12 protein-coding genes are annotated in these 21,790 nt (G+C 57.3%); 2 read left to right on the forward strand and 10 right to left on the reverse strand.

Annotated elements, in window-relative coordinates; all coding sequences use genetic code 11:
* Window positions 1-140: 140 nt before the first annotated feature.
* Window positions 141-695, forward strand: coding sequence for a hypothetical protein (locus tag CHN51_RS13160; protein WP_100094432.1), 555 nt, complete (start codon window positions 141-143; stop codon window positions 693-695).
* A gap of 138 nt (window positions 696-833) precedes the next feature.
* On the opposite strand, the gene cobA is transcribed toward CHN51_RS13160, so the two are convergent.
* From cobA to CHN51_RS13210, 10 genes are all read right to left on the reverse strand, one after another.
* Window positions 834-1,637, reverse strand: coding sequence for a uroporphyrinogen-III C-methyltransferase (cobA, locus tag CHN51_RS13165; protein ID WP_100094433.1), 804 nt, complete (start codon window positions 1,635-1,637; stop codon window positions 834-836).
* Entirely contained in the window at window positions 1,634-4,228 is a 2,595-nt protein-coding gene (locus CHN51_RS13170; protein WP_100094434.1) for a nitrate reductase, read from the reverse strand. The genes cobA and CHN51_RS13170 overlap by 4 nt, the downstream gene beginning before the upstream one ends.
* Window positions 4,225-4,566 carry a nitrite reductase small subunit NirD gene (nirD, locus tag CHN51_RS13175; RefSeq protein WP_100095631.1) on the reverse strand — a complete coding sequence of 114 codons (342 nt, stop codon included), beginning with the start codon at window positions 4,564-4,566 and terminating at the stop codon, window positions 4,225-4,227. The genes CHN51_RS13170 and nirD overlap by 4 nt, the downstream gene beginning before the upstream one ends.
* A complete protein-coding gene (gene nirB, locus CHN51_RS13180; RefSeq protein ID WP_100094435.1) occupies window positions 4,566-7,073 on the reverse strand; it encodes a nitrite reductase large subunit NirB in 2,508 nt (835 codons plus the stop codon). Before nirB ends, nirD begins: the two co-directional genes overlap by 1 nt.
* Window positions 7,074-7,089: 16 nt before the next feature.
* A complete protein-coding gene (locus CHN51_RS13185) occupies window positions 7,090-8,274 on the reverse strand; it encodes an alginate export family protein (RefSeq protein ID WP_240616724.1) in 1,185 nt (394 codons plus the stop codon).
* A gap of 95 nt (window positions 8,275-8,369) precedes the next feature.
* The gene (locus CHN51_RS13190; protein WP_100094437.1) at window positions 8,370-10,097 is read right to left on the reverse strand and encodes a nitrate ABC transporter ATP-binding protein; all 1,728 of its coding nucleotides are present in this window, start codon (window positions 10,095-10,097) and stop codon (window positions 8,370-8,372) included.
* A 10-nt stretch (window positions 10,098-10,107) separates the two neighbouring features.
* Window positions 10,108-11,175, reverse strand: coding sequence for an ABC transporter permease (locus CHN51_RS13195; protein ID WP_240616725.1), 1,068 nt, complete (start codon window positions 11,173-11,175; stop codon window positions 10,108-10,110).
* Between the two features lie 28 nt (window positions 11,176-11,203).
* Entirely contained in the window at window positions 11,204-12,514 is a 1,311-nt protein-coding gene (locus CHN51_RS13200; protein WP_240616726.1) for a CmpA/NrtA family ABC transporter substrate-binding protein, read from the reverse strand.
* 355 nt (window positions 12,515-12,869) lie between these two features.
* Window positions 12,870-14,072 (reverse strand): CmpA/NrtA family ABC transporter substrate-binding protein, encoded by a 1,203-nt coding sequence (locus tag CHN51_RS13205; RefSeq protein WP_100095632.1) that lies wholly within the window; start codon window positions 14,070-14,072, stop codon window positions 12,870-12,872.
* Window positions 14,073-14,083: 11 nt separating this feature from the next.
* Window positions 14,084-14,665 (reverse strand): ANTAR domain-containing protein, encoded by a 582-nt coding sequence (locus CHN51_RS13210; protein WP_100094440.1) that lies wholly within the window; start codon window positions 14,663-14,665, stop codon window positions 14,084-14,086.
* A 509-nt stretch (window positions 14,666-15,174) separates the two neighbouring features.
* On the opposite strand from CHN51_RS13210, the gene CHN51_RS13215 reads away from it, so the two are divergent.
* Complete coding sequence (locus CHN51_RS13215) at window positions 15,175-21,765, forward strand: autotransporter outer membrane beta-barrel domain-containing protein (RefSeq protein ID WP_100094441.1); 6,591 nt, start codon at window positions 15,175-15,177, stop codon at window positions 21,763-21,765.
* Window positions 21,766-21,790 lie beyond the last annotated feature (25 nt).

Below are 21,790 nucleotides of genomic sequence, written 5' to 3' on the forward strand. Positions count from 1 at the left end.
CTGTGACGGAACGGCCGGTTGATTCCATCTGAATGCGCCGGGGAGGGGGCAGCCAGATTCTGTTGCGACGGAGCGCCATCGGCCTGTCATCGAGTGCAATTCACTCTACAGGAGAGCAGGGTCATTGACCGTCGATATTCTTGACGGGCCTGTCGGGCCGGTCAGCGAAGTTACTCTTTCAAGGCGTTCAGCAGCAGATCGGGAAGCAAGCTGTTATCCCGTTCCATCGGCTTGGTAGGGGTATCGCCCATTCTCAGAATGACCATATTTTGCGAGGGTATGATATATACGGTCTGATTTCCGTTGCTATCGAAGAGATAGAGATCGTCGGCAAGATAGGGCTGGCCCAGCCAAACGCCGAGCCCAAAATATATACTATGGGCTCCCGGCGCGCGGCCTGGTCAAACGGTAGCCTGATTCGTGCGTTTAACCGCACGGTGATCCCTCAACAGCTCGCATCCCTTCTAACCGAAGGCGTTCGCCAGGAGGTGACCTTCTATGGCTTCCGCGGTGCTTTCAAAACATTGCTGGGGCGCACCGAATATGGTCTGCCGGAGAATTACAAGCATGAAGTGATAGGGCACGCGAAGAGTGCCCTTGATCAGCGTTATATTCAAGAGATACTACTTAAAGACACCTATCGCATAATGAAGCATTGCCATTATAACGGGTTATTATTGCCGCCTGCACCTTGAATGGGGAAGCAGCAATTGCGCAATTTTCGGACAGACGGAACAAGGCCAACAGCGCCTTGAATTGAAGCGTATTTCAGCCCGGCTGCAATTGAGCCGGTTGCGGACGATCCAAGACCAAATTTGATCGCCGCAGAGCAGTCAATGACAGAACGGCTCTCGGGTCGGTGTTGGCCGTGTATATGAGAAATTCAAATCGCTTGCTGTTCGCCGCTGCCTTACCGCTTCGCCGATCAGCATCAGGGCGGGACCTGGTCCCAGGGCAGATTTCGCTGAAAGTGCCAACAGATCAAGGCGCGTGCTGAATTGGCGCTCTTCGGGCAGGCTGGCGTTTTCTATCAGAAGGACAGGGGTGTCTGCGGGCAAGCCGGCGCCGACAAGCTGGCGTGAAATGGTGGCCGCAGCCGCTTTGCCCATATAGATTGCGAGCGTTGCTTTGGGGTCTGCGAGCGCCTGCCAGTCGAGATCGAGCTTCTCGCCGGCTCTCGCGTGAGCGGTCACGAATACCAGCTTGCGGGCGAGACCGCGCAAGGTGAGTGATATTCCGGCGCTTGCAGCCGCCGCGGATGCGGCCGTTATGCCCGGACAAATATGACAGGCAATGCCATGTGTGGCCAGCGCGTCCATTTCCTCTGCAGCGCGACCAAAAATCCCCACATCGCCACCTTTTAGACGGACCACGCGTTCCCCCGCCAATGCAGCGTCAACCAGCATGTCGTTGATGCCGCGCTGGTCTTTGGAATGGCGACCGGATCGCTTGCCGACTGAAACCAGCCGCGCGGAGGGCGGTGCAAGTTCTAGCACGCCTTTACCAACAAGGGCGTCATAAAAGATGACGCTGGCAGCGCGGATCAGTTTCTCGGCCTTGCGGGTCAACAGGTCCGGATCGCCCGGACCGGCGCCGACTAGCCATATGGTTCCGGGCGGGATGACAGTATCACTCATTCGGCGGCCTCCAATTTCGGTTCCAGTGTTTCCGCCAGTAATTTGGCGAGTGCGGGTCGGCAACTTCCGCAATTTGTCCCTGCGTTTAGTGCGCGGCCAACATCTTCCAGATTGGTGAGCGATTGCTCGCCAATGGCGCCGATAATCTGTTTAACGCCGACGTTGAAACAGACGCACAGGATCGCGCCCTTGTCCGGTCCGGCGACTTTCGGGCGTGCTGCGAGCAAGGACGGTGCATCCGCCGGTGCATCGCTGACCAATTGTGCCGCAATCCAATCCCGTGATGGAAGTTGACCGTTGCGCGTCAGGAAAAGCGCGGCCGCCATCCTGCCTTCGCTATCGCGCACGGCAATTCGTCGCATCCCGCGTTTCATGTCGATGGCCTCGAGACGGTCGCCAACGGGCAGCAGTCCATCCACGTCAATATTGCCCGCGCCCGCCATTTCGGTAAGCCATCCGCCCGCTATTCTGGCACTCGTCCAATACAGCAGGGCCGGCAATGCCGGTCGCTTGCTGCTGACCAAAAAGGCTCGCCATTCCGCTCCGACCGCTTCGATATTGCACGGACTGTTTTTATACGCGGGTTGGCCCGATACCGGGTCGACCGTTTGATCGGGCAACCGGTTGGCACGGCCACCGCCGCTCATCTGATCGGTCCAGTGCATCGGGACGAACATCTCGCCTTTGCGTTGTGCGTCCGTAATCTGCACGCGAAAGATGCTATTGCCCTGCGGCGTCATGATCTGCGCCAGGGTACCATCGTCAATAGCGCGCTCCCTCGCATCATGCGGGTGAATTTCGACCAGCGCTTCACGGCGATGTTGTGACAAGCGCGGACTGAGACCCGTTCGGGTCATTGTGTGCCATTGATCCCGATAGCGGCCTGTATTGAGACGGAGCGGAAATGCACGATCAACCGGCGCCGGAGCAGAAGGAGCAACAGCAACCAGCCTTGCCTTGCCATCAGAAGAGGTGAATTTCCCATCGGTAAAAGGAGATTTGCCACCCCAGGCTTTCGGCGCCCATTCGTCATATTGGATATCACTGATGCCGGCCCATTCTGATATATCCAGCTTGCGTCGGCCGTCATTGCGAAATCCGGTTTGCGCTGCATATTCGCGGAAGATATCTGCCGGTCTGCTGAAAGCGAAGGCGTCGCCAAATCCGATGCGGCGCGCGACCTCCTGGACGATCCACCAATCGGCCTTTGCCTCCCCGGGTGGTGCAAACAGTGGACGCTGACGGCTGACGACGCGCTCGCTGTTGGTTACGGTCCCGTTTTTCTCACCCCAAGCGAGCGCCGGCAGCTTCACATCGGCATAGGCAGCCGTGTCGGTTTCGGCGATGACATCGGACACCACGACAAAATCGCAGCGATCCAATGCCTCGCGGACAAAGCCTGCATCCGGCATCGAGACGGCCGGGTTGGTTGCCATCACCCAGATCGCCTTGATCTTGCCTTCATGTACATCGCGGAACATGTCGACGGCCTTGCGCCCGGGTTTGCGAGCGATTGTCGGGCTGTCCCAGAATGTCTGGGCGGCGTCACATTCGGCCTCCGAAAACCCCATATGTGCGGCGAGCATCGACGAAAGCCCGCCGACCTCGCGCCCACCCATGGCGTTGGGCTGGCCGGTGATCGAAAATGGACCCATGCCGGACTTGCCAATCCTACCAGTCGCAAGGTGCAGATTGATAATGGCATTGCCCTTGTCGGTGCCGCCCGCCGACTGGTTCGCGCCCTGGCTAAACAGGGTGATCATTTTCGGATGGGCGGCTACCAGGTCGGCAAGTTGATCGAATGGTTCGGGATCGATACCCACTGCTGCCAGATCGCCGGTCAACCCGTTCCAGAACCCCGTCGGTGTTGCCACATGATCGCGCAAATAATCTTCGTCCAGCAATCCTCTTGTCATCATCTCGGCGAGCAACAAGTTGAACAAGGCGACATCGCCGTCGAGGGCGATTGGCAAATGGAGATCAGCGCATTCAGCAGTTTCGGTGCGGCGCGGATCAATCACCACCAGTTTCGTTCCGCGTTCGCTCCGGGCCTTTTCGATACGCTGCCAGATCACCGGATGGCACCAGGCGGTGTTCGATCCGACCAGCAGGATAAGATCGGCATTTTCCAGATCATCATAGCTGCAAGGCACGACATCTTCGCCAAAGGCCCGGACATGGGCGGCGACCGCACTGGCCATGCACAGGCGGCTGTTGGTGTCGATATTGGCGCTGCCGATAAAGCCTTTCATCAGCTTGTTGGCGACATAATAATCTTCGGTCAGCAATTGGCCGGAGACATAGAATGCGACGCTGTCCGGGCCATGTTCGCGGACGGTATCGGCAAAGCGCTTTGCCACCAGATCGAGCGCATTGGCCCATTCTACTCGCTCACCGCCAATTTCCGGATAAAGCAGGCGCCCTTCCAGGCTCACTGTTTCCGCCAAGTGCGTGCCCTTGGAACATAGCCGTCCGAAATTTGCCGGATGCTCCTCGTCAGCCTTGATAATGACCTCACGGTCTCCGGTGATTTCGGCTTTTATACCGCAACCGACGCCACAATAGGGGCAAGTGGTGCAAATTTTTGTCACGCGACCCCGGCCAAAGCGGCAACGCGTTCGATATATATCCGGCCTGCATCGATTTTTACCGGAATGACCGGAACGCAGCCTTTATCTTCTCCCAATGCTTCGCCTGTCAGCAAGGAAATGCGCCAGTTGTGCAGCGGACAGGTAACGCTGGTATCGTGCACCATGCCCTGGCTCAGCGGTCCGTCTTTGTGCGGACATTTGTTTGCCAAAGCATGTATGCTGCCGGTGGCGGTGCGGAATATCGCTATTTCCTGGCCACCTTGCACCGGCAGGGTCCGTGCTCCCAGCGCAGGCAGCTGCTCTACGGGTCCGATATCAATCCATTTTGCTTCAACCATCATGCAGGCTCCAGAATTGCAAAGGGCCGGATCTCGGCGATATGCTTGTGCAAGTGGCTTTCCGCGCCGGCGACGCGCTCGGCCCAGGGATCTTTCTGATGCACCGACTGGGCAAACAGAAAACGTTCCTGCAGCGCCTTGCGTCCAGGCTCATCTTCAACAATACGGCCCTTGATATAGTCCATACCGACCCGTTCGACCCATGGCGCCGTACGATCCAGATAGCGGGCTTCCTCGCGATACAGCTGGACGAAAGCAGCAATATATTCGAGCGCAGCCTCTTCGGTTTCGACCTTGCACAGGAAATCGGTCCCACGCAGATGGATGCCGCCATTGCCGCCAACGCTCAGCTCATAACCGCTGTCGACACAGATGATCCCGAGATCCTTGATCGATGCCTCTGCACAATTGCGCGGACAGCCCGAAACGGCGATCTTGAATTTATGGGGCATCCAGCTGCCCCAGGTCATCTGTTCGGCCTTGATCCCAAGACCGGTCGAGTCCTGCGTGCCGAAGCGGCACCATTCGCTACCGACACAGGTTTTGACCGTGCGCAGCGCCTTGCCATAGGCGTGACCCGACACCATGCCAGCAGCATTGAGATCGGCCCAGATTGCCGGCAGGTCTTCTTTCTTGATACCGAAAATATCCAGCCTTTGGCCGCCGGTGACCTTTACCAGCCGCGCTTCATATTTATCGGCGGCATCAGCAATCGCGCGCAACTCGTTCGGGGTGGTAATCCCGCCCCACATTCTGGGGACGACCGAGTAAGTACCGTCTTTCTGGATATTGGCATGCATCCGTTCATTGACGAACCGGCTTTGCGGATCTTCCTCATGCTCTGTTGGCCAGGCACATAGCAGATAATAGTTGAGCGCCGGACGACAGGAAGCGCAGCCATCTGGCGTGGTCCAGTGGAGTTCCTGCATCACCTGCGGAATGGATTTTAGCTCTTTTTCGAGGATATTGCGCCGTACGTCCTCGTGGGTGAAACTGGTGCACTGGCACATTGGTGTGACCGTCCGTGCGCCGCCATAATCTTCGCCGAGCGAGATGCTCAGCAAGCTTTCCACCAAGCCGGTACAGGAACCGCAACTGGCGGAGGCCTTGCAACCGGCCCGAACGCTATCGAGGTCATTGGCTCCACCATCGATGCACGCGACCACCTGTCCCTTGGTTACGCCGTTGCAGCCGCAGATTTCTGCGTCGAGGGACAATGCTGCAACGGCGCTGTCAGGGTCCAGCGTGGCCCCTCCCGAAGCAAAAGCCTGACCGAAAATAAGCGCTTCGCGGATATCGGATATGTCTTCCTGGCGTTTCAGAAGATCAAAATACCAGCTGCCGTCTGCCGTGTCTCCGTACAGCACGGCTCCGATCAACCGGTCTCCCTTCACCACCACCCGTTTGTAAACGCCGCGGGAAGCGTCGCGCATGACGATGTCTTCGGTATCGTCACCGCCCGAGAAATCACCGGCGGAGAACAGGTTGATGCCGGACACCTTCAGCTTGGTTGCGGTAACCGAACCGGCATATCCGGAAGGATCATCGGTCATGAAATCGGCCAGAGAGCGGCACATTTCCCAAAGTGGCGCGACCAGCCCGTAACAGGCGCCACGATGCTGCACGCATTCCCCGACCGCGACAATTGCCGGATCACTGGTTACCATATTGTCGTCTACGACGATGCCGCGCTCGACGTCCAGTTCCGCCAGTTTGGCCAGAGCTACCGATGGCTTAATCCCGACCGCCATGACGACAAGATCGGCTTCGATTTCGGTCCCGTCCTTGAGCCTGACGCCGGTTACATGGCTGTCTCCCAATATCTCCGCGGTATCTGCCTGCGTAATGATGGTTTGCCCGCGCCGTTCCAGCTCGCTTCGCAACAGAAATCCTGCCGCTTCATCCAGCTGTCGCTCCATCAGGGTCGGCATCAAATGCAAGACGGTGACCTTCATCCCGCGCAGGGAGAGACCGTGCGCCGCTTCCAGACCCAGAAGTCCGCCGCCGATCACGACGGCATTGCCGCCCGTCTCTGCCGCTGTCAGCATCTTGTCGACATCATCGAGGTCGCGAAAGGTGATAACGCCCGGCAGCTTGTGTCCCGGTACCGGAATGATGAACGGATCGGACCCTGTGGCAATCAGCAGCCGATCATAAGGCGTCACCCGGCCCGAAGCACTGACCACCTCTCTGGCTTCGCGTTTGATCGCGATGACAGCATCGCCGCTGACCAATTCTATGCCATTGTCATCATACCAGCTTTGATCATTGATGATGATGTCTTCGAAGCTCTTGTCGCCGGCCAGAACGGGAGACAGCATGATCCGGTCATAATTGACCCGGGGTTCGGCACCGAAAATGGTGATAGCATAGCGGTCAGCGTCGCGGGCAAGAATTTCCTCCACGGCGCGGCAGCCAGCCATGCCATTGCCGATGACAACAAGCCGCTCGCGGCCATGCCGGGAAGTTTTGTCCTGCTTAACGTCTGTTATAACCGGTGCGTTCATTGAATAATTCCAGTCGTTAAAAACTATATCCCAGCCGCAGCCAGAATTTCTCGGTATCGACGCCATAATTGGCGGCGTCGTAGTCGGCGTATTTGAGACCGACGCTGAAAATGCTCACCTTGAAATTGAGCGCCGCATCAAATTCCGTGCCGTATTTGATGCTGCCGACATCGCTGCGAAAATCATGATAGGCTGCGCTCGCGGTGATGCCGCCGAGCAAATTGACCTTCTTGCTCAGGCTGACATATCTATCTTCGAGGCCCGCCGGTGGCGTGCTGAGAAAGACATCCGCCCAGCCGTTGAACTTGTGCAATGTGGCAAGCGGGGTCTGGAACCGATTCCCTGCGCGATCGGCACCCAGGCTTTCGTAACCCAGCGTCAGGCCAAAGCCGGAAAAGGACGTGCCGACCGAACCGGCGATATAGTCGACCGAATAATTGCCGGGGTTGTCCTTATAGTCTTTTTGCACAGCATAGCTGCCCGCGAGATTTAGTGTAAAACCCTTGGAAACCGGAAGCTTGGCGGTTGCACGCAGGCCGTAGGTGGCCGAAGAATTCAGCGAAACTGGCTGGCCGGCGTCAAAGTCGAGCAGATAGGCAAAGCCCTTCAGATTGACCGGTCCGGCTTTTACGCCTGCGCCCAAGAATATCAGGTCTCCGTCAAAAGCTTCGCGCGCACCAGCATCAGCGCCAAATATCGTACGCTGGGAAATGGCATAAGTAGCTTCCAGCGTCAGCGGCTTCAGCGCCGTGACCGAAGCACTGATGGCATCAAAAGTCTGTTCATTCTGCCGCCAGCCGACGCTGCCCACAAAGCGCTGGTCATCAATGTTGATTCTCTGGCGCCCGACGGTCAGGCTGCCCTTGTCCTTCTTGGCGAACTTCAGCTGAATGCGATTAAGCTCGATATTTTCCGGGTCGGCGACGACGGAAAAGGGTTCGACGCCATTGCCTGCATTTGTGTCATTATAGTCATTTATTATGCCCAGCGTCGCTTCACTCTCGACGAGAAATGAAAGCCCGATATCACTGGCCAGTTCCAGACCAGCGCGTGTCCGCAATGTCAAAGAGTCCGCGCTGGTTACCGGCTGGTCGACATGCTCATAAGCAAGCCGGGCGTCGAAAATCGGGTCGAGGGTCAAGCCTTCGGCAACCACCACCGGATCGCCGGTCTTGGCCAGGGCAAAGGAAGGTGTCGCCACCGCGGCGCCTGATAATAATGCTATCGAAACTATATGTCTTTTCTTCATTTTTTCCCCCGTTGAAGATTGTCTCTCTTGCCGGGCATCCTCTCGGTTCAGGCCGCTTCCTGCTGCGAGCTCTTGTTCGGATTTCCATGTTCATATTCGGCGAGGAACTGCAGAACTTCCTGCCGATACGCGTAAAATTTCGGATGCTCGAGCAGCGCCTTGCGGTCGCGCGGCCGTGGCAGATCGACGTCGAGAATCTTGCCAATGGTAGCCTGAGGGCCATTCGTCATCATCACCACCCGGTCGGCGAGCAATATCGCCTCGTCCACGTCATGGGTGACCATTATCGCGGTGACTTTCGTGCGGTTCCAAACCTCGATCAAGACATCCTGGAGATCCCAGCGGGTGAGGCTGTCGAGCATGCCAAATGGCTCGTCGAGCAACAGCAATTTGGGAGACAGGGCGAATGCGCGCGCTATGCCAACCCTCTGCCGCATGCCGTTCGACATATCGGCGGCCATTTTGTCCATGGCATCGCCAAGACCAACGCGGTCCAGATAATATTCGATGATGTCCTTGCGTTCCGAACGCGTGCTGTGCGGATAAACCCGTTCCACGCCGAGTGCGACATTCTGTCTGGCTGTCAACCAGGGCATCAGCGAGGGTGCCTGAAATACAACTGCCTTGTCGGGTCCGGCAACATCGATTTCCCGTCCGTCCAATATGATTCCGCCATCGCTAATCTCGTTCAGCCCGGCAGCCATTGTGAGCACGGTCGACTTGCCGCAGCCGGAATGGCCGATCAGCGAAATAAACTCGCCCTTGTCCATCAGGATATTCACATCTTCGACCACGGTCAGCGGCCCTTTGGGCGTCGGATAAATTTTCTTGAGCTTGAAAAACTCGAGATAGCGGGATGTTAACGGGCTCCGTGCCGCATCAATATACGCTTGCGGCAGATCCGCATCCTTGCCGTCCTGTACCCCTGAAAGGTCGAGCGGCGTGATATCCGGGAGGCTGGTCGATTCCGATGCAACGGCTTTCTGATCGCTGCTCAATATGTCCAGATAGCCAACAATCTCGTTCCGCAACGTTTTATAGGCGGCGCTTTCATTCATCGCCTCGCGTTCACGGGGCCGCTCGATATTCACGTCGAAAATCTTGCCGATCGTGGCAGATGGCGCCGGGGTCAGGATCGCCACACGGTCGGCAAGCAGCAGCGCTTCGTCGACATCATTGGTTACCAGAACAATCGTCCGCTTTTCATGTTTGCGGATGCGCTCGATCTCGTCCTGCAATTTTGCCCGCGTTAACGCATCGAGCGCCGACAAAGGCTCGTCCATCAGCAGGATCTCAGGCTCCATCGCAAGGGCGCGCGCAACCGCGACGCGCTGGCGCATGCCTCCCGACAGCTGCGCCGGCTTGCGATCCATCGCGTGGTCGAGACCGACCAGTTCGATCTTCTGACGCACCAACGCCGCGCGTTCTTCCCTGGACTTGTTCTGATGCACTGCATCAACCGCCAGTGCGACATTGGCTTCAACGCTCAGCCATGGGAAAAGCGAATAGCTCTGGAAGACGAGGCCGCGGTCCTTGCCCGGGCCTTTGCATGGCTTGCCCTTGACCAGCACTGCGCCGCTATCGGCATCGGTCAGACCGGCGATGCAATTGATCAATGTGGTTTTGCCGGCACCGGAAAAACCGAGAATGGCGATAAATTCTCCCTCGGCGACATCAAGGTTGATGTTGTCGAGCACATCGGTCCGGGTTCCTGACCCGTCGACAAAGGACTTGCTGACGTTGTTCAGGGACAGGATGGGAAGGCTATTGGTCATAATATCCTCCTCAAACCGTGCGATTGCGGCTGGCGAAATTTTGCAGCAGCATCATGATCCGGTCGAGCAGGAAACCGATCAGGCCGATCACGATGACAGCGAACATGATGCGGGCGAGTGACTGGCTCGATCCGTTCTGGAATTCATCCCAGACAAATTTGCCAAGTCCGGGGTTTTGCGCGAGCATTTCCGCCGCGATCAGAACCATCCAGCCCACGCCCAGAGACAGGCGCATACCGGTAAAAATATAGGGGAGGGCAGATGGCAGGACGAGGCGGGTCAGCTTGGCGAACCAGCCAAGACGCAGGACTTTGCCGACGTTGAGCAAATCCTTGTCGATCGAGGCGGCGCCGATTGCAGTATTGATCAGCGTCGACCACAGCGAGCAGAGCATCACGACTATCGCGGAAATAACGAAACTTTTCGGCAGGGTCGGGTCGGGATCCGTCATGGTCGCCGAAATCACCATGGTGACGATGGGAAGCCACGCCAGGGGGCTGACTGGTTTCATGATCTGCACGATCGGATTGATCGCGGCATTGAATGTTTTAGAAAGACCGCAGATCAGACCAAGCGGCACGGCAAATATTGTGGCCAGGAAAAATCCCAGGGCAACCGTCGTCAACGAGGTCCATATCTGGTCCAGGAATGTCGGTGGCCCGCTATATTCAAAATTCCGTGTTTCGCCGCCATTGGCAAGTGCCGCTGCGTTGCTGGCGTCCTGGGCAGCATAAAATTCTGCTTTCTGCTCCTGAACAGCGGCCCATTCATCAAAAAGCGCCACGCCCTGAGCCGATACTTCTACCGGTCCCGGCAGACTGCCGAGCGAGGTATCGACCTGCGGTGCGAGAACCGCCCACAAAGCCAGAAAAGCCAGAATGCCAATGATCGGCGCAGCGAGGTTTTTCAGCCAGGCGACCAGAAGTTTTGGATTGACCAGGCTTCGGTTCGACACGCCGGCGCTCGCGGCAACCGGCGCAGCGGGTTCCGCCCGGGCAGCATCATTGAGCGGCCTTGGCTTCGCCATATCTTCAACAGCAGTATCGCTTTCTGTTGGGTTCGCAGCAACGGTTGCCATGTCTTTGGTTCCTTTGTTCATCAGAGTCTTAGTTGACGCCGGAATTGGTCACTTTCTGACCAGCTTTCAGACCGATGCGGAATTTCGCGAGATAGGCATTGGGAGCCCGGCCATCATAGGTGATGCCATCGATGAAACCCGATTGTTCACCCTTGAAACCGTCGGATTCCGGAATGCTGTCGGCGGGTATGATCCCTTCGTCTGCCAGCTTTTTCGCAGCGGTAAGATAAAGGTCGGGCCGATAGACCGCCTTCGCGGTGTCGAGATACCATTGATCCGTCTGGTCTTCGGAAATCTGTCCCCAGCGCCGCATCTGGGTGAGATACCAGATTGCATCGGAATAGAAGGGGTAGCCGGCATAATCGTTGAAGAAGATGTTGAAGTCTGGCGCCGGCCGTGTGTCGCCCGCCTGAAACGTGAATTCGCCGGTCATCGAGGCTCCGATCACAGCCTCGTCCGCCCCCACATAATTGGGTCGTGCCAGAATTTTCACCGCTTCCACGCGATTCTTGCCACCATCGACGTCCAGCCATTGCTGTGCCTTGATGATCGCGCGCAGTATAGCGGCGGTTGTTGCTGGATATTTCTCGGCAAAATCCTTGCGCAGGCCGAGGACTTTCTCCGGGTTCTTCTTCCAGATTTCGTCATCGGTAATCACCGGAACGCCGATTTTCTTTTGTACCGCTGCCTGGTTCCACGGCTCGCCCACACAATAGCCGTCGATCGTGCCAGCCTCCATCGTGGCGGGCATCTGCGGCGGGGGTGTGACGGACAAAGCCGCCTGCGCACCAACCGTACCGCCAACATCGCCGGGCGTATAATAGCCGGGCTCGATACCGCCCGCTGCCAGCCAGTAGCGCAGTTCATAATTATGCGTGGAAACCGGAAAAACCATACCCATCTTGAATTGCTTGCCCTGCGATTTGTAACTCGCAATGACGGGTTTCAGAACCGATGCGCTGATCGGATGGACGGGCTTCCCGTCCGCATCTTTCTCGAGATCCGGTTCGATCTGGGCCCAGACCTTGTTCGACAGGGTGATCGCATTGCCATTGAGGTCGAGTGAAAGCGGAGCAATGAGCTCTGCCTTGGTGCCATAGCCGATCGTCGCGGCGAGCGGTTGCCCGGCGAGCATATGCGCGCCATCGAGCTGGCCACCGATGACACCGTCGAGCAGCACCTTCCAGTTTGCCTGCGGTTCGAGGGTGACGTTCAGACCTTCTTCGGCGAAAAATCCCTTTTCCTTGGCAATGGCAAGCGGCGCCATATCGGTGAGCTTGATGAACCCGAGTTTCAGAACCGGCTTTTCAATCGCGCCATCCACGGTGGCTGGCTTCACTGTCTCGCTGCTGTTGGAAGAACTGTCGCCTCCGCTTCCACAAGCGGACAAAGACACTGCACAGACAGCCAGGAGAAGAAAATTGCGGCGGTTCGAATTCATTGCTCAATCCCTTTTTCATTGCCGGGCAACGCAAGAGCAGAACGAAAAAACACACAAAAAAACCGCCTCAAGCGACAGTCCTTCAGACTGGCTTGGGCGGCGACATTGCCTATTCGATTGTAGTTCGTTCTACCATGCGTTTGCCCGCCATTGGACAAACCGGTAAATATGCTGCCGGGGATCTTCCCGACCCGAATCAAATAACATCAGCAAATCTAAAAAGGCAAGTCAAAATATTGCATTGCAGCAAAATCTATAGTTTTGGCAATGAATCCAAGTAGTTTCCGACTTCCATCGGATCAAAAACACGACCGTCAAAAAACGGATTGGCGCCCAATGTCAACCGGCCCTGAGTCGAACCGACCGGCATGCTACCGGTTACGCTGCCTTCCAGTTTGGCATTGGCACCAGGTATCGGGGTGTCCAGTCCCTTCAACGCCGCACGATAGACATTGGGCCGGAAAACCTCCTCGGCGCGCAACTGATCCTCCGCATTATAGGTAAGATGATCCCAGCGCAGCATTTGAGAATAGAGCCATGCCGCCTGACTTTTCCACGGGAAATTCGCAGCCTCCCGATACTGGAACATGAAATCGGGCACATCGAGCGGCTGCGCGCCCGCGGTCAGCATGATCCGGTCCGATATCGCCCGGTTTATCAGCTTCGCCGAGCCATCAAGATAATTCTTGCGGGCAAGTATCTCGGCATTGGTATCCCAGTTTGCCGGATCAACAAAATGTCTGGCGGCAAAATGCAGCGCCCGAACCAGACGTTCAATCTTGTCCCGGTCATCATCAAGCTTTTCGGCCGGCATGGCCAGCACCTTTTCAACGCCACGCCTCCAGATTTGCGCCGTGACCAGAACGATACGACCTACGCCGCGCTCCACAGCAACGCTGTTCCATGGCTCGCCGACACATATTCCGTCTACCTCGTCATTGGCCAGAGCATCGGCGGCGAACGGTGGTGCGATGGTTACGATATCAACATCGGTGTCCGGCGCGATACCGCATTGTGCCAGCCAATAGCGCAGCTTGTAATTGTGACCGGAATAGCGGTGAACAACACCAAATCGTATGCGACATCCTGCCGCCGCACGTTTTGCAACTTCGCTCTTCAGCTTTTCACCGACGGAGACCGGGTCACCCAGCATGCCGGCTGGCGCTACCTTGTCGGCCAGCGCGTGGGACATTGTAATCGCATTACCGTTCAGGCTCAGGACGAACGGAACCGCCAGCGCCTTGGCCGGTCGCCCCCGGCCGAGCGTCGTGGCAATAGCAAGCGGTGCGAGCAAATGTGCGGCGTCTGTATGGCCATAAAGCAGCCTGTCCAGTACCGATGCCCAACTGACATCCCGAATGAAGTTCAGATGCAGTCCCTGTTCTTCGGCAAAGCCATGTTCCTGGGCCAAAATCGGCAAAGCCGCATCGACCAGCGGCAGAAACCCGATATTCATTTGGTCGATGCTCACAGCCCGCCTCCCAATAGTGTCTCGGCCGTGACGATGGCCTCGGCGACCTCCGCCATGCGTTTGTTGCTGTTCATGGCGTGATCGCGGAGCAGCTTGTGCGCTTCCGGTTCACTGATCTTCCGCTTCTCGATCAATATTTTCTTGGCATTGTCGATAATTGTCCGATCGGACAGCGCATCGCGCGCTTCTTTCAGCTCCGCTTGTAGGCGGGAAAAGGCCTGAAACCGTCTTACGGCCAAATCGAGTATGGGCTTCATCCGGCGCTGTGAAAGCCCATCGACAATATAGGCAGAAACCCCTGCATCAATGGCTGCGGCAATCGTATCTTCATCCGATTGCTCGACAAACATGGCAATCGGGCGGGAAACCGCACGGCTGACGGCAAAATATTCCTCGAGCATATCCCGGGATGGATTGCCGAGGTCGATCAGGATGACATCCGGGTCTATCGTTTCAATCGCGCGCGCCATCCCCGAGCGCTCGGAAATCACAAAAACATCGCGCTCACCCACTTCGGCAAGCCCGTCTTCAATTATGGCCGCGCGAACGGGGTTTTCATCGATAACAGCAATACGCAATTGCGACTCCGGTTGCGGAAGTGACTTTAGCCAGTCTAACGCCTTTCTGTTTGCAGGTGCAACATGAACGATAAATCTTTCATTGAGACACCAATCGAAGCGGCTACTTTTCCTGGTCGGTTCAAATAAACCAGACAGACCGCTTATCACCTAGGTTCTGTTGCTCGGCCTGATAAGATGGAAATAAAAGCTTTCAGGCGGCATTCTCCCCAATTGCTGTCGTTTAGCGCGAGACATCGGTTAGCTGAAACCTGCCAATAAATCGGACAGAACAAAAAGGCTCGTAACGGGCCGGAAGCTGACTGTCTGCTTTTGTTTGAATTATATCTTGCGACAGTCGACATGAGCCATGCCGAAAGCTCTCAGTTCTAACTGGCATCCGCTCGGCAGTTTCCTCCTACTTGCTCGTGGCCAAATTTTTTGAGAATTTTTGAGCTCTTCGAGAGCGTTTCTGCGCCTTCTATTTTGAGGGATCGTTTTTCGCGAGCCCACAAGTTGGAGAAAGACGGATGCTGGATCGTGCACACTGGATCAATCGGACGGAAAACTATCGCAAAGCTCTAAAACTTAGCTCGGCTGCCGCGGCGCTAGGAACAACGCTGGTGTTTGGATCAGGTATGGCGCAGGCCCAGCAGGTTAGCCCCGGCATTGATCCAGAATGCACAATTGTCGCAGGTGAGGCGATTTGCGAAGGCGATTTGGCAGGCGGCATCACGGCCTTTCCCGGCACGCCTGATTTCGACCGCATCATCGTGCGCAATCCTGACGCGCCGATTGCCCCTCCGGGCTATTTCGGTATCGGACTGGTGAAGGACAACGGCGATCTCGATATCGTGATCGAAGACGGCGTGGTCATCAATGTGTTCGACGATCCCGGCATTCCCGGGGTTGCGCAAGGCATTATCGCAATCACGCAGAACGGTTTCGATTTATCGCTGGAAACCGACGCCGAAATCACTGCGGACGGCAATGGCAGCTTCGGCTTGGGCATTGAGGCCGTCGCGGAGGGCGGCGGCAGCGTCACTATCGTCAATCGCGGAGATATCGATGCTTTTACCAGCGGCGACAGCGCGATCGCGCTTCAGGGACGTTCGGATAGCAGCGTCACGATCAACAACAGCGGAACGTTGAGCGCCTCGTCGGACGGTACGGGTGAGCGCAGCACCGCGACGGCAGGCATCTTGGCCATCGTAAACGGCCTTGGCGGCTCGGTAATCGCTAACAGCGGTGACATCACTGTAACCACCGGTGCAGCATCGTTCGATACCGATTTCGACGGGGTCGGTGGCGCGATTGTTGCCAACACGTTTACCAGCGGAGCCAGCCACACGTCGATCATCAACAGCGGCGATCTGACGGCGATCGGACCGCAAACCCACGGGATCGTGGCTTTTGTGCAGCGCTCCGGCGGCGGCGACGGGCCTGGCGAGAATGATGACAACGCCTCTGCTTCGGTCGTGTCGGAGGGAAGGATCACGATAAGCGGATCGGGCAGTTACGGAATATTGGCGCAAGGCGCAGGTTCGGATGTGAACCTGAACGTGACCAGCAACAGCGATATCGAGATGACGAACATCGACGGGACAGCCACCGGCATTTTCGTCCTAAATCAGGCGCAGGCGGGCGTGCTGCAGAACCTGAACGCCGGCAACATCACGGGCTCCGGCGACAATCTGCGTGGGCTGGGCGTCTCCACTTTCGGCGCTGTGACCGGCGGCGACTATATTTTCGAGACGGTCAATAAGGGCGACATAACGCTCGATACGCCGCTCGGCTTCGGCATCACCAATTTTGCAACGCTCGACGATAATGTCGTGGCGACGATCGACAATAGCGGTGATATCGACCTTTCTGCGACGACGAACAAAGATTCCATCGGCATCTCGGTCAATTTCGCCGGGGTCGATGCCGCGGCGACGGGTAATGGCGACAGCTCGGTGACGATCACGAATAGCGGCAACATCACGATGGGGGCCGGCAGCGCGATTTTCGCGGCAGCGGACAATGTCACGCTGACCAATACTGGTAACATTACGCATACACCCGACGGGTCCGATGTCATCCTGATCGGTGGAACGGGCAGTTCGCAGATTGTCGATCTCATATTCCGTGATCACGAGATCGTGTCCGAAAGCGTCACGCCCGGCGCCGACTATGCAGTTGTGCGGATTGAGGATGCGCAGTCACCTTCCCAATACACGCTCTTTTTCGACAATGTGACGGTTAGAGCCAATGAAGGGGGAATTTCGTTTGGCCGTTTGCAGGATGATTCAATCCTGTCCTTAACCGCAGTTGATCTGGTCTTGCAGCTGGGCGGAAGTCAGACCGGAGGTATTGTCGTCGAAGAATTTGGCAACAGCAGCGCAGCTGAATTCATTCTCGACAGAACGGCTATCGATATAGGCTCGTCGAACACCTCGGCGATTGACATTGCAGAAATTGGAGAAAGCAGTGCTTTCACGTTCAACATCAGCAATTCGGCAATTTTTGCACCCGGTGGCACCGATACGCCAGCCGTATTCCTGGGTGGACTGGGCGGGGCAAACTCGGCGATCAACGTCAACATTTTTAATACCGACTTCGTGTTCGCAGAAGCGACGGCGTTCGAAATTGCGAAGTTTGCGCAGCAAGATTCTATATCGGTCTTTACCGTCGGCGGCAATTCACTGTTCGATGTCCGTCGCGCGGACGGGTTCGGGATTGCAGTTGGCACCGCCGGTGTCGGGCCTATCGACAATTTCTCTTCGACAATAGTGATAGAAGACTCGCGCGTTTTAACATTTGGTGACCGCAGCACTGGTATCTTCGTCGACAGCAAGATGGATAGCGTTGCAAGCTCAAATTTCGGCATTCTGATCGGCGGCGTCGAGATCAACACCGATGGCGAAAGCGCACACGGAATCGAGATAATTGGTGCGCAGAATGCGGCGCTCGGGGACCGCGACAATATCGCGGCAGGCGGAGCTTTTTCGACCGTTGTCATAGATGCGACCAAAGACATTATCGCGGCGGGCCTAAATTCGGACGCTATCCGCATAACCAACCAAGACCAGATTTTTATCCGCATTGCCGAGGGCGCTACGGTCTCGGGCGGTACAGGCGCTGGCGTGGCGATCAATCTGCTGGAGGCGTCCAACAATGACGGTTTGCTCGATGCGGTCGTGGCGGAGGCTACCGTTCTCAAAGCGCGCCTAGCCGACCGGGCGATGAACCTGATCACCAATTACATCAGCAGCACCGGTACGCAGACGCCCTCGGCGGTTGGTGGCGGAGCATCGGGCTTTGATCCGATTACAATCGATCCGTTCGATTTCTCGCTATTCGACCAGTTGATGGACGTGGACGGCGCTACGGTCGAATCCGTTATGGGGGCAGGCGCGATTGTCAGCGCGTCTCCGCTCGCGCTGGAAACCTCGAACGGTGCGATTGTCCGTACGGGCGGCGACGATGCGCCGGTGATCTTGGCCGGCGAAGCGATTGCGCTGGTCGCCAGCGACACGACCTTCAGCAGCACGGGTGACAATTCTCCACTGTTCAGCCTCACCGAGCTCACCGCAGGCGGCGGCACCGGCTTCTATGCAGCCATGACCGACATCACCGCGACGACCACCGGCGTGAACAGCGATGCGATTGCGACGGGCGGCGGCGTGTCGGACAGCTTTGGTGTGTTGTTCTTGACCGCGAGTGACCTCGCCAATCCGAGCGTCGTTTCGACCACCGGAGATGGTTCAAGCGCGATCAGCTTCGATGCGCCTGATGGTTCGACCTTCACCGGCGCGATCAGTCGCACTGCGGTCTCGACCACAGGCGAAAATGCAGCGGCGATCAGCCTGAAAATGGGCGACAGCAGCTCGGCGAGTCTCGAACTGCTCGATACGCTGGTCAGCACGACCGGGAATGGTAGCGACGTGGTGCGATTGAGTACGGGTGACGCGACAGACTATACCTTCATCATCGCCGATTCCGAACTGATCAGCGAGGGCGATGACAGTGCTCTTCTGCGAGTGGCAGGTCGCGCAGGAGCCAATCTCGGAAACTTTGTGATGATTGGTGGCAGGCTGGTCAGCACCGGCAACAATTCGGGCGGAATCATTGTCGAGGGCGATCAGGCCACGGGCCAATCCTCGCACACGTTCTTTTTTGCAGAAAGCAGCATTGCGACCGAAGGTGACAATTCGGCGGGATTTCTGTTCGAGCGTATTGGAGACCCGACCGGAGGAGTGAGCATCGCAAGCTTCACGTTCGATACCGTTGATATTTTGACAAGCGGTGCAAATAGCGATGCAATGTTCACTGGTTCCGTGCTGGAAGGCAGCGTCACAAACACCACTTTTACCAATAGCCGGTTCGCAACCAGCGGTGACGACAGCCGGGCGTTTATTGCCGAAGCGAATGGTCAAGGCAGCGTGGCATCTCTTGCAATTGCTGACAGCGATTTCAGCACCGAAGGCGCGAACAGCACGGCAATCATTGTCAACGAAGGCAGTGTTTTCAGTGCCATCGGCCCGGCAGACTCGTCGATCTCCTCCTTCAATATTAGTGAAAGCACGATCAACACGCTGGGCGATAACAGCCTCGGGATCGATGTTGCGACGCTGGCAGGCGATAACTCGACGACCGTCCTTTCGATGCAAGACAACCAGATCACGACAGCGGGCGCGAACAGCGATGCAATCAGTATCGGTTCACAGGCAGCTATTGGCCGGGAAGCCTCGCACACGGTCTCAATCGACCTCTCTACCATCGAAACATCGGGCGATAACAGTCGCGGGATACTCATCGGTTCGCTTGTCGATGGGCTCGTTGGTGCCAATGCCACAAATGGGGGCGTGACCGATGCGACGTTCTTCATCGGCGACAATGCGATTGCGACGTCGGGCGCGCGCTCGCATGGTATCGAATTCGAAACGATTACCGCCGGTCTCGAAGACGGAATTCTCGATATCGTCGAAGCTGGGAGCACAATCCAGACGCGCGGCGACAATGCCATCGGCATGCTTTTCGGGGGCGTCGAAGGCGCATTTATCGACAGCACGGCGACCGATCGGCGTCCGCAGCTGAGCATGATGTTTGCGCCTCTTTCAATAGCCACCGAAGGCGACGGTTCGCATGGCATCCAGATCGGCGACCTTCCGGCTTTTGACGTGGCCGACAATGCTTCAGTTACGCTAACGGTGATCACCAGCACCATCACCACCACCGGAGATGGCGCGCATAGCGTAGTGATTGGCAGCGGCTGGGGCGATGCAGATTCGGACACCAACTTCCTCGATCCCGGCTCGAACCGTTTCGCTCAGGTCACGATTGATGGCGCAATCAACGTTTCCGGTATGGGTTCGGACGGGATCGCCTCCGACAGCCTCATCAACGATTTTGAGATCACCGAAACCGGCAGCATCACTTCCGCGGATAGCTTTGCACTGAACTTCGCTGCGGTGAGTGATGGGCAAACCGCGCTCAATCTCGGCACGATCGAAGGTGATGTGATCTTCGGTGGCGGCGATGATGTGTTCGACAACTCGGGCGTCTTCACCGGAAACATTGATATGGGCGCGGGCGCAAACGCGATCTTCGTGCGCGCGGGCGGGGTGTTTAACTCGCTCGACAACGTGCTGCTCGGCACGGGCAATGCGATCACTATTGAAGGCGATATCTCGCCAGGTGGCGTCGGTCCGATCCAGGTGACCAATATCGGCAGCGACCTGGTGTTCGCGGCGGGCTCGCAATTCCTGATCGATATAGACGGGATGGCGGCCGACACGAATGCGGCGGGTTTCTTCCAGTCCGACCGGATCGTGGTCGATGGCGAAATCACCATCAATGGTGGCACGCTGGTGGTGGAATCGCTGACACCCAAAGGCGATTTTGACCGGCAGGCGCAGTTCCTGATCCTCGATGCGGCGGGCACTGTCACGGGCGAGTTTGCCGATTTGATGGCCGACTTACCGTTTCTTGATCTCAGCCTGACGTATAATGCGGACAGCGTGATCCTGAATGCAGGGCGTCAGGGGCCGGTGGTTCCTTTTGCGTCATTGGGCCTCACGCCCAACCAGCGCGCGGTCGGGGCCAGCCTCGACGCGCTGGAACCGAACGCAATGGGAGATCTCGACGATGTGATCGACCAGCTGATCTTCGCCAGCACCGATCAGGCGTTGACCGCTTTCGATACGGCATCGGGTGAAATCTACGCTTCGCTGCTGGCGCAAGCTGGTAATGACGGATTGCGCCGTTCACGCGAAACTCTGGCCCGCGCGCGCAGTGCGGCCAACAGCGGTTGGGGCATCTGGGGCGGGATTGGCTCTTCGGACAGTTCGACCGATGGTGACGGCAACGGCGCGGCGGTCGACCAGAATGATTTCGGCTTCGATTTCGGGATCGACTATGTCGGCGAAGAAAACGCCTGGGCGGCGGGTCTCTCGACCGGCTGGCGCGATGGCAGTCTGGATGTACCCGGTCGCTTGAGCACAGCGGATTATGAAACTTGGTATCTCGCCGGACATGCGCGTTACGGCACCGGGGGCCAAGGCGTCACCGTCACGGCAGCGATCGACTTTGCCGAGACCGACGCCGGTGTCGAGCGCACGCTGACGGTCAACGGGATAAACCGCGATGCGCAGGGCAATGCCGATGTGGACACCTTCGCCGTCGGCGGCGAAGCACGATACGGTGTGTCCATAAGCGAAGACTGGGCAATAGGCCCGGTTGTTTCGGTGATCCACACCGACAGTGACCTGTCGCTCGACAATGAAACCGGCGCGGGCAGTGTGGCCCTGAGCTCTGCCGATGCGTCCGACGGGCAGACCCGCTTCGGAGCGGGTATCTTTGCAAACTTCCAAAGCAATACCGCGGCATTCGATCTGTCGGGCCAATATGTCGAAGCGTCGTCGAACACTGTCGGGGCGCGGTTGGCCTTTGCCGATGGCGGGAATGCACCATTTACCGTTCTGGCGCCCGCAACGGACGGATCTGGCATCCTGACATCCGCATCGGCGCGAATTGATCTGGGCTCCGGCCTTAGCCTGAGCGCTCAAGCCGATGCGCTGTTCGGCGGGGACGTAGAAGAGGTGAACGGATCGATAGTCCTTGGCTGGCGCTTCTGATCGGTCACGCAATCGGAGCGCCAGA

The sequence above is a fragment of the Sphingorhabdus sp. YGSMI21 genome (genome assembly GCF_002776575.1).
Lineage (GTDB): Bacteria > Pseudomonadota > Alphaproteobacteria > Sphingomonadales > Sphingomonadaceae > Parasphingorhabdus.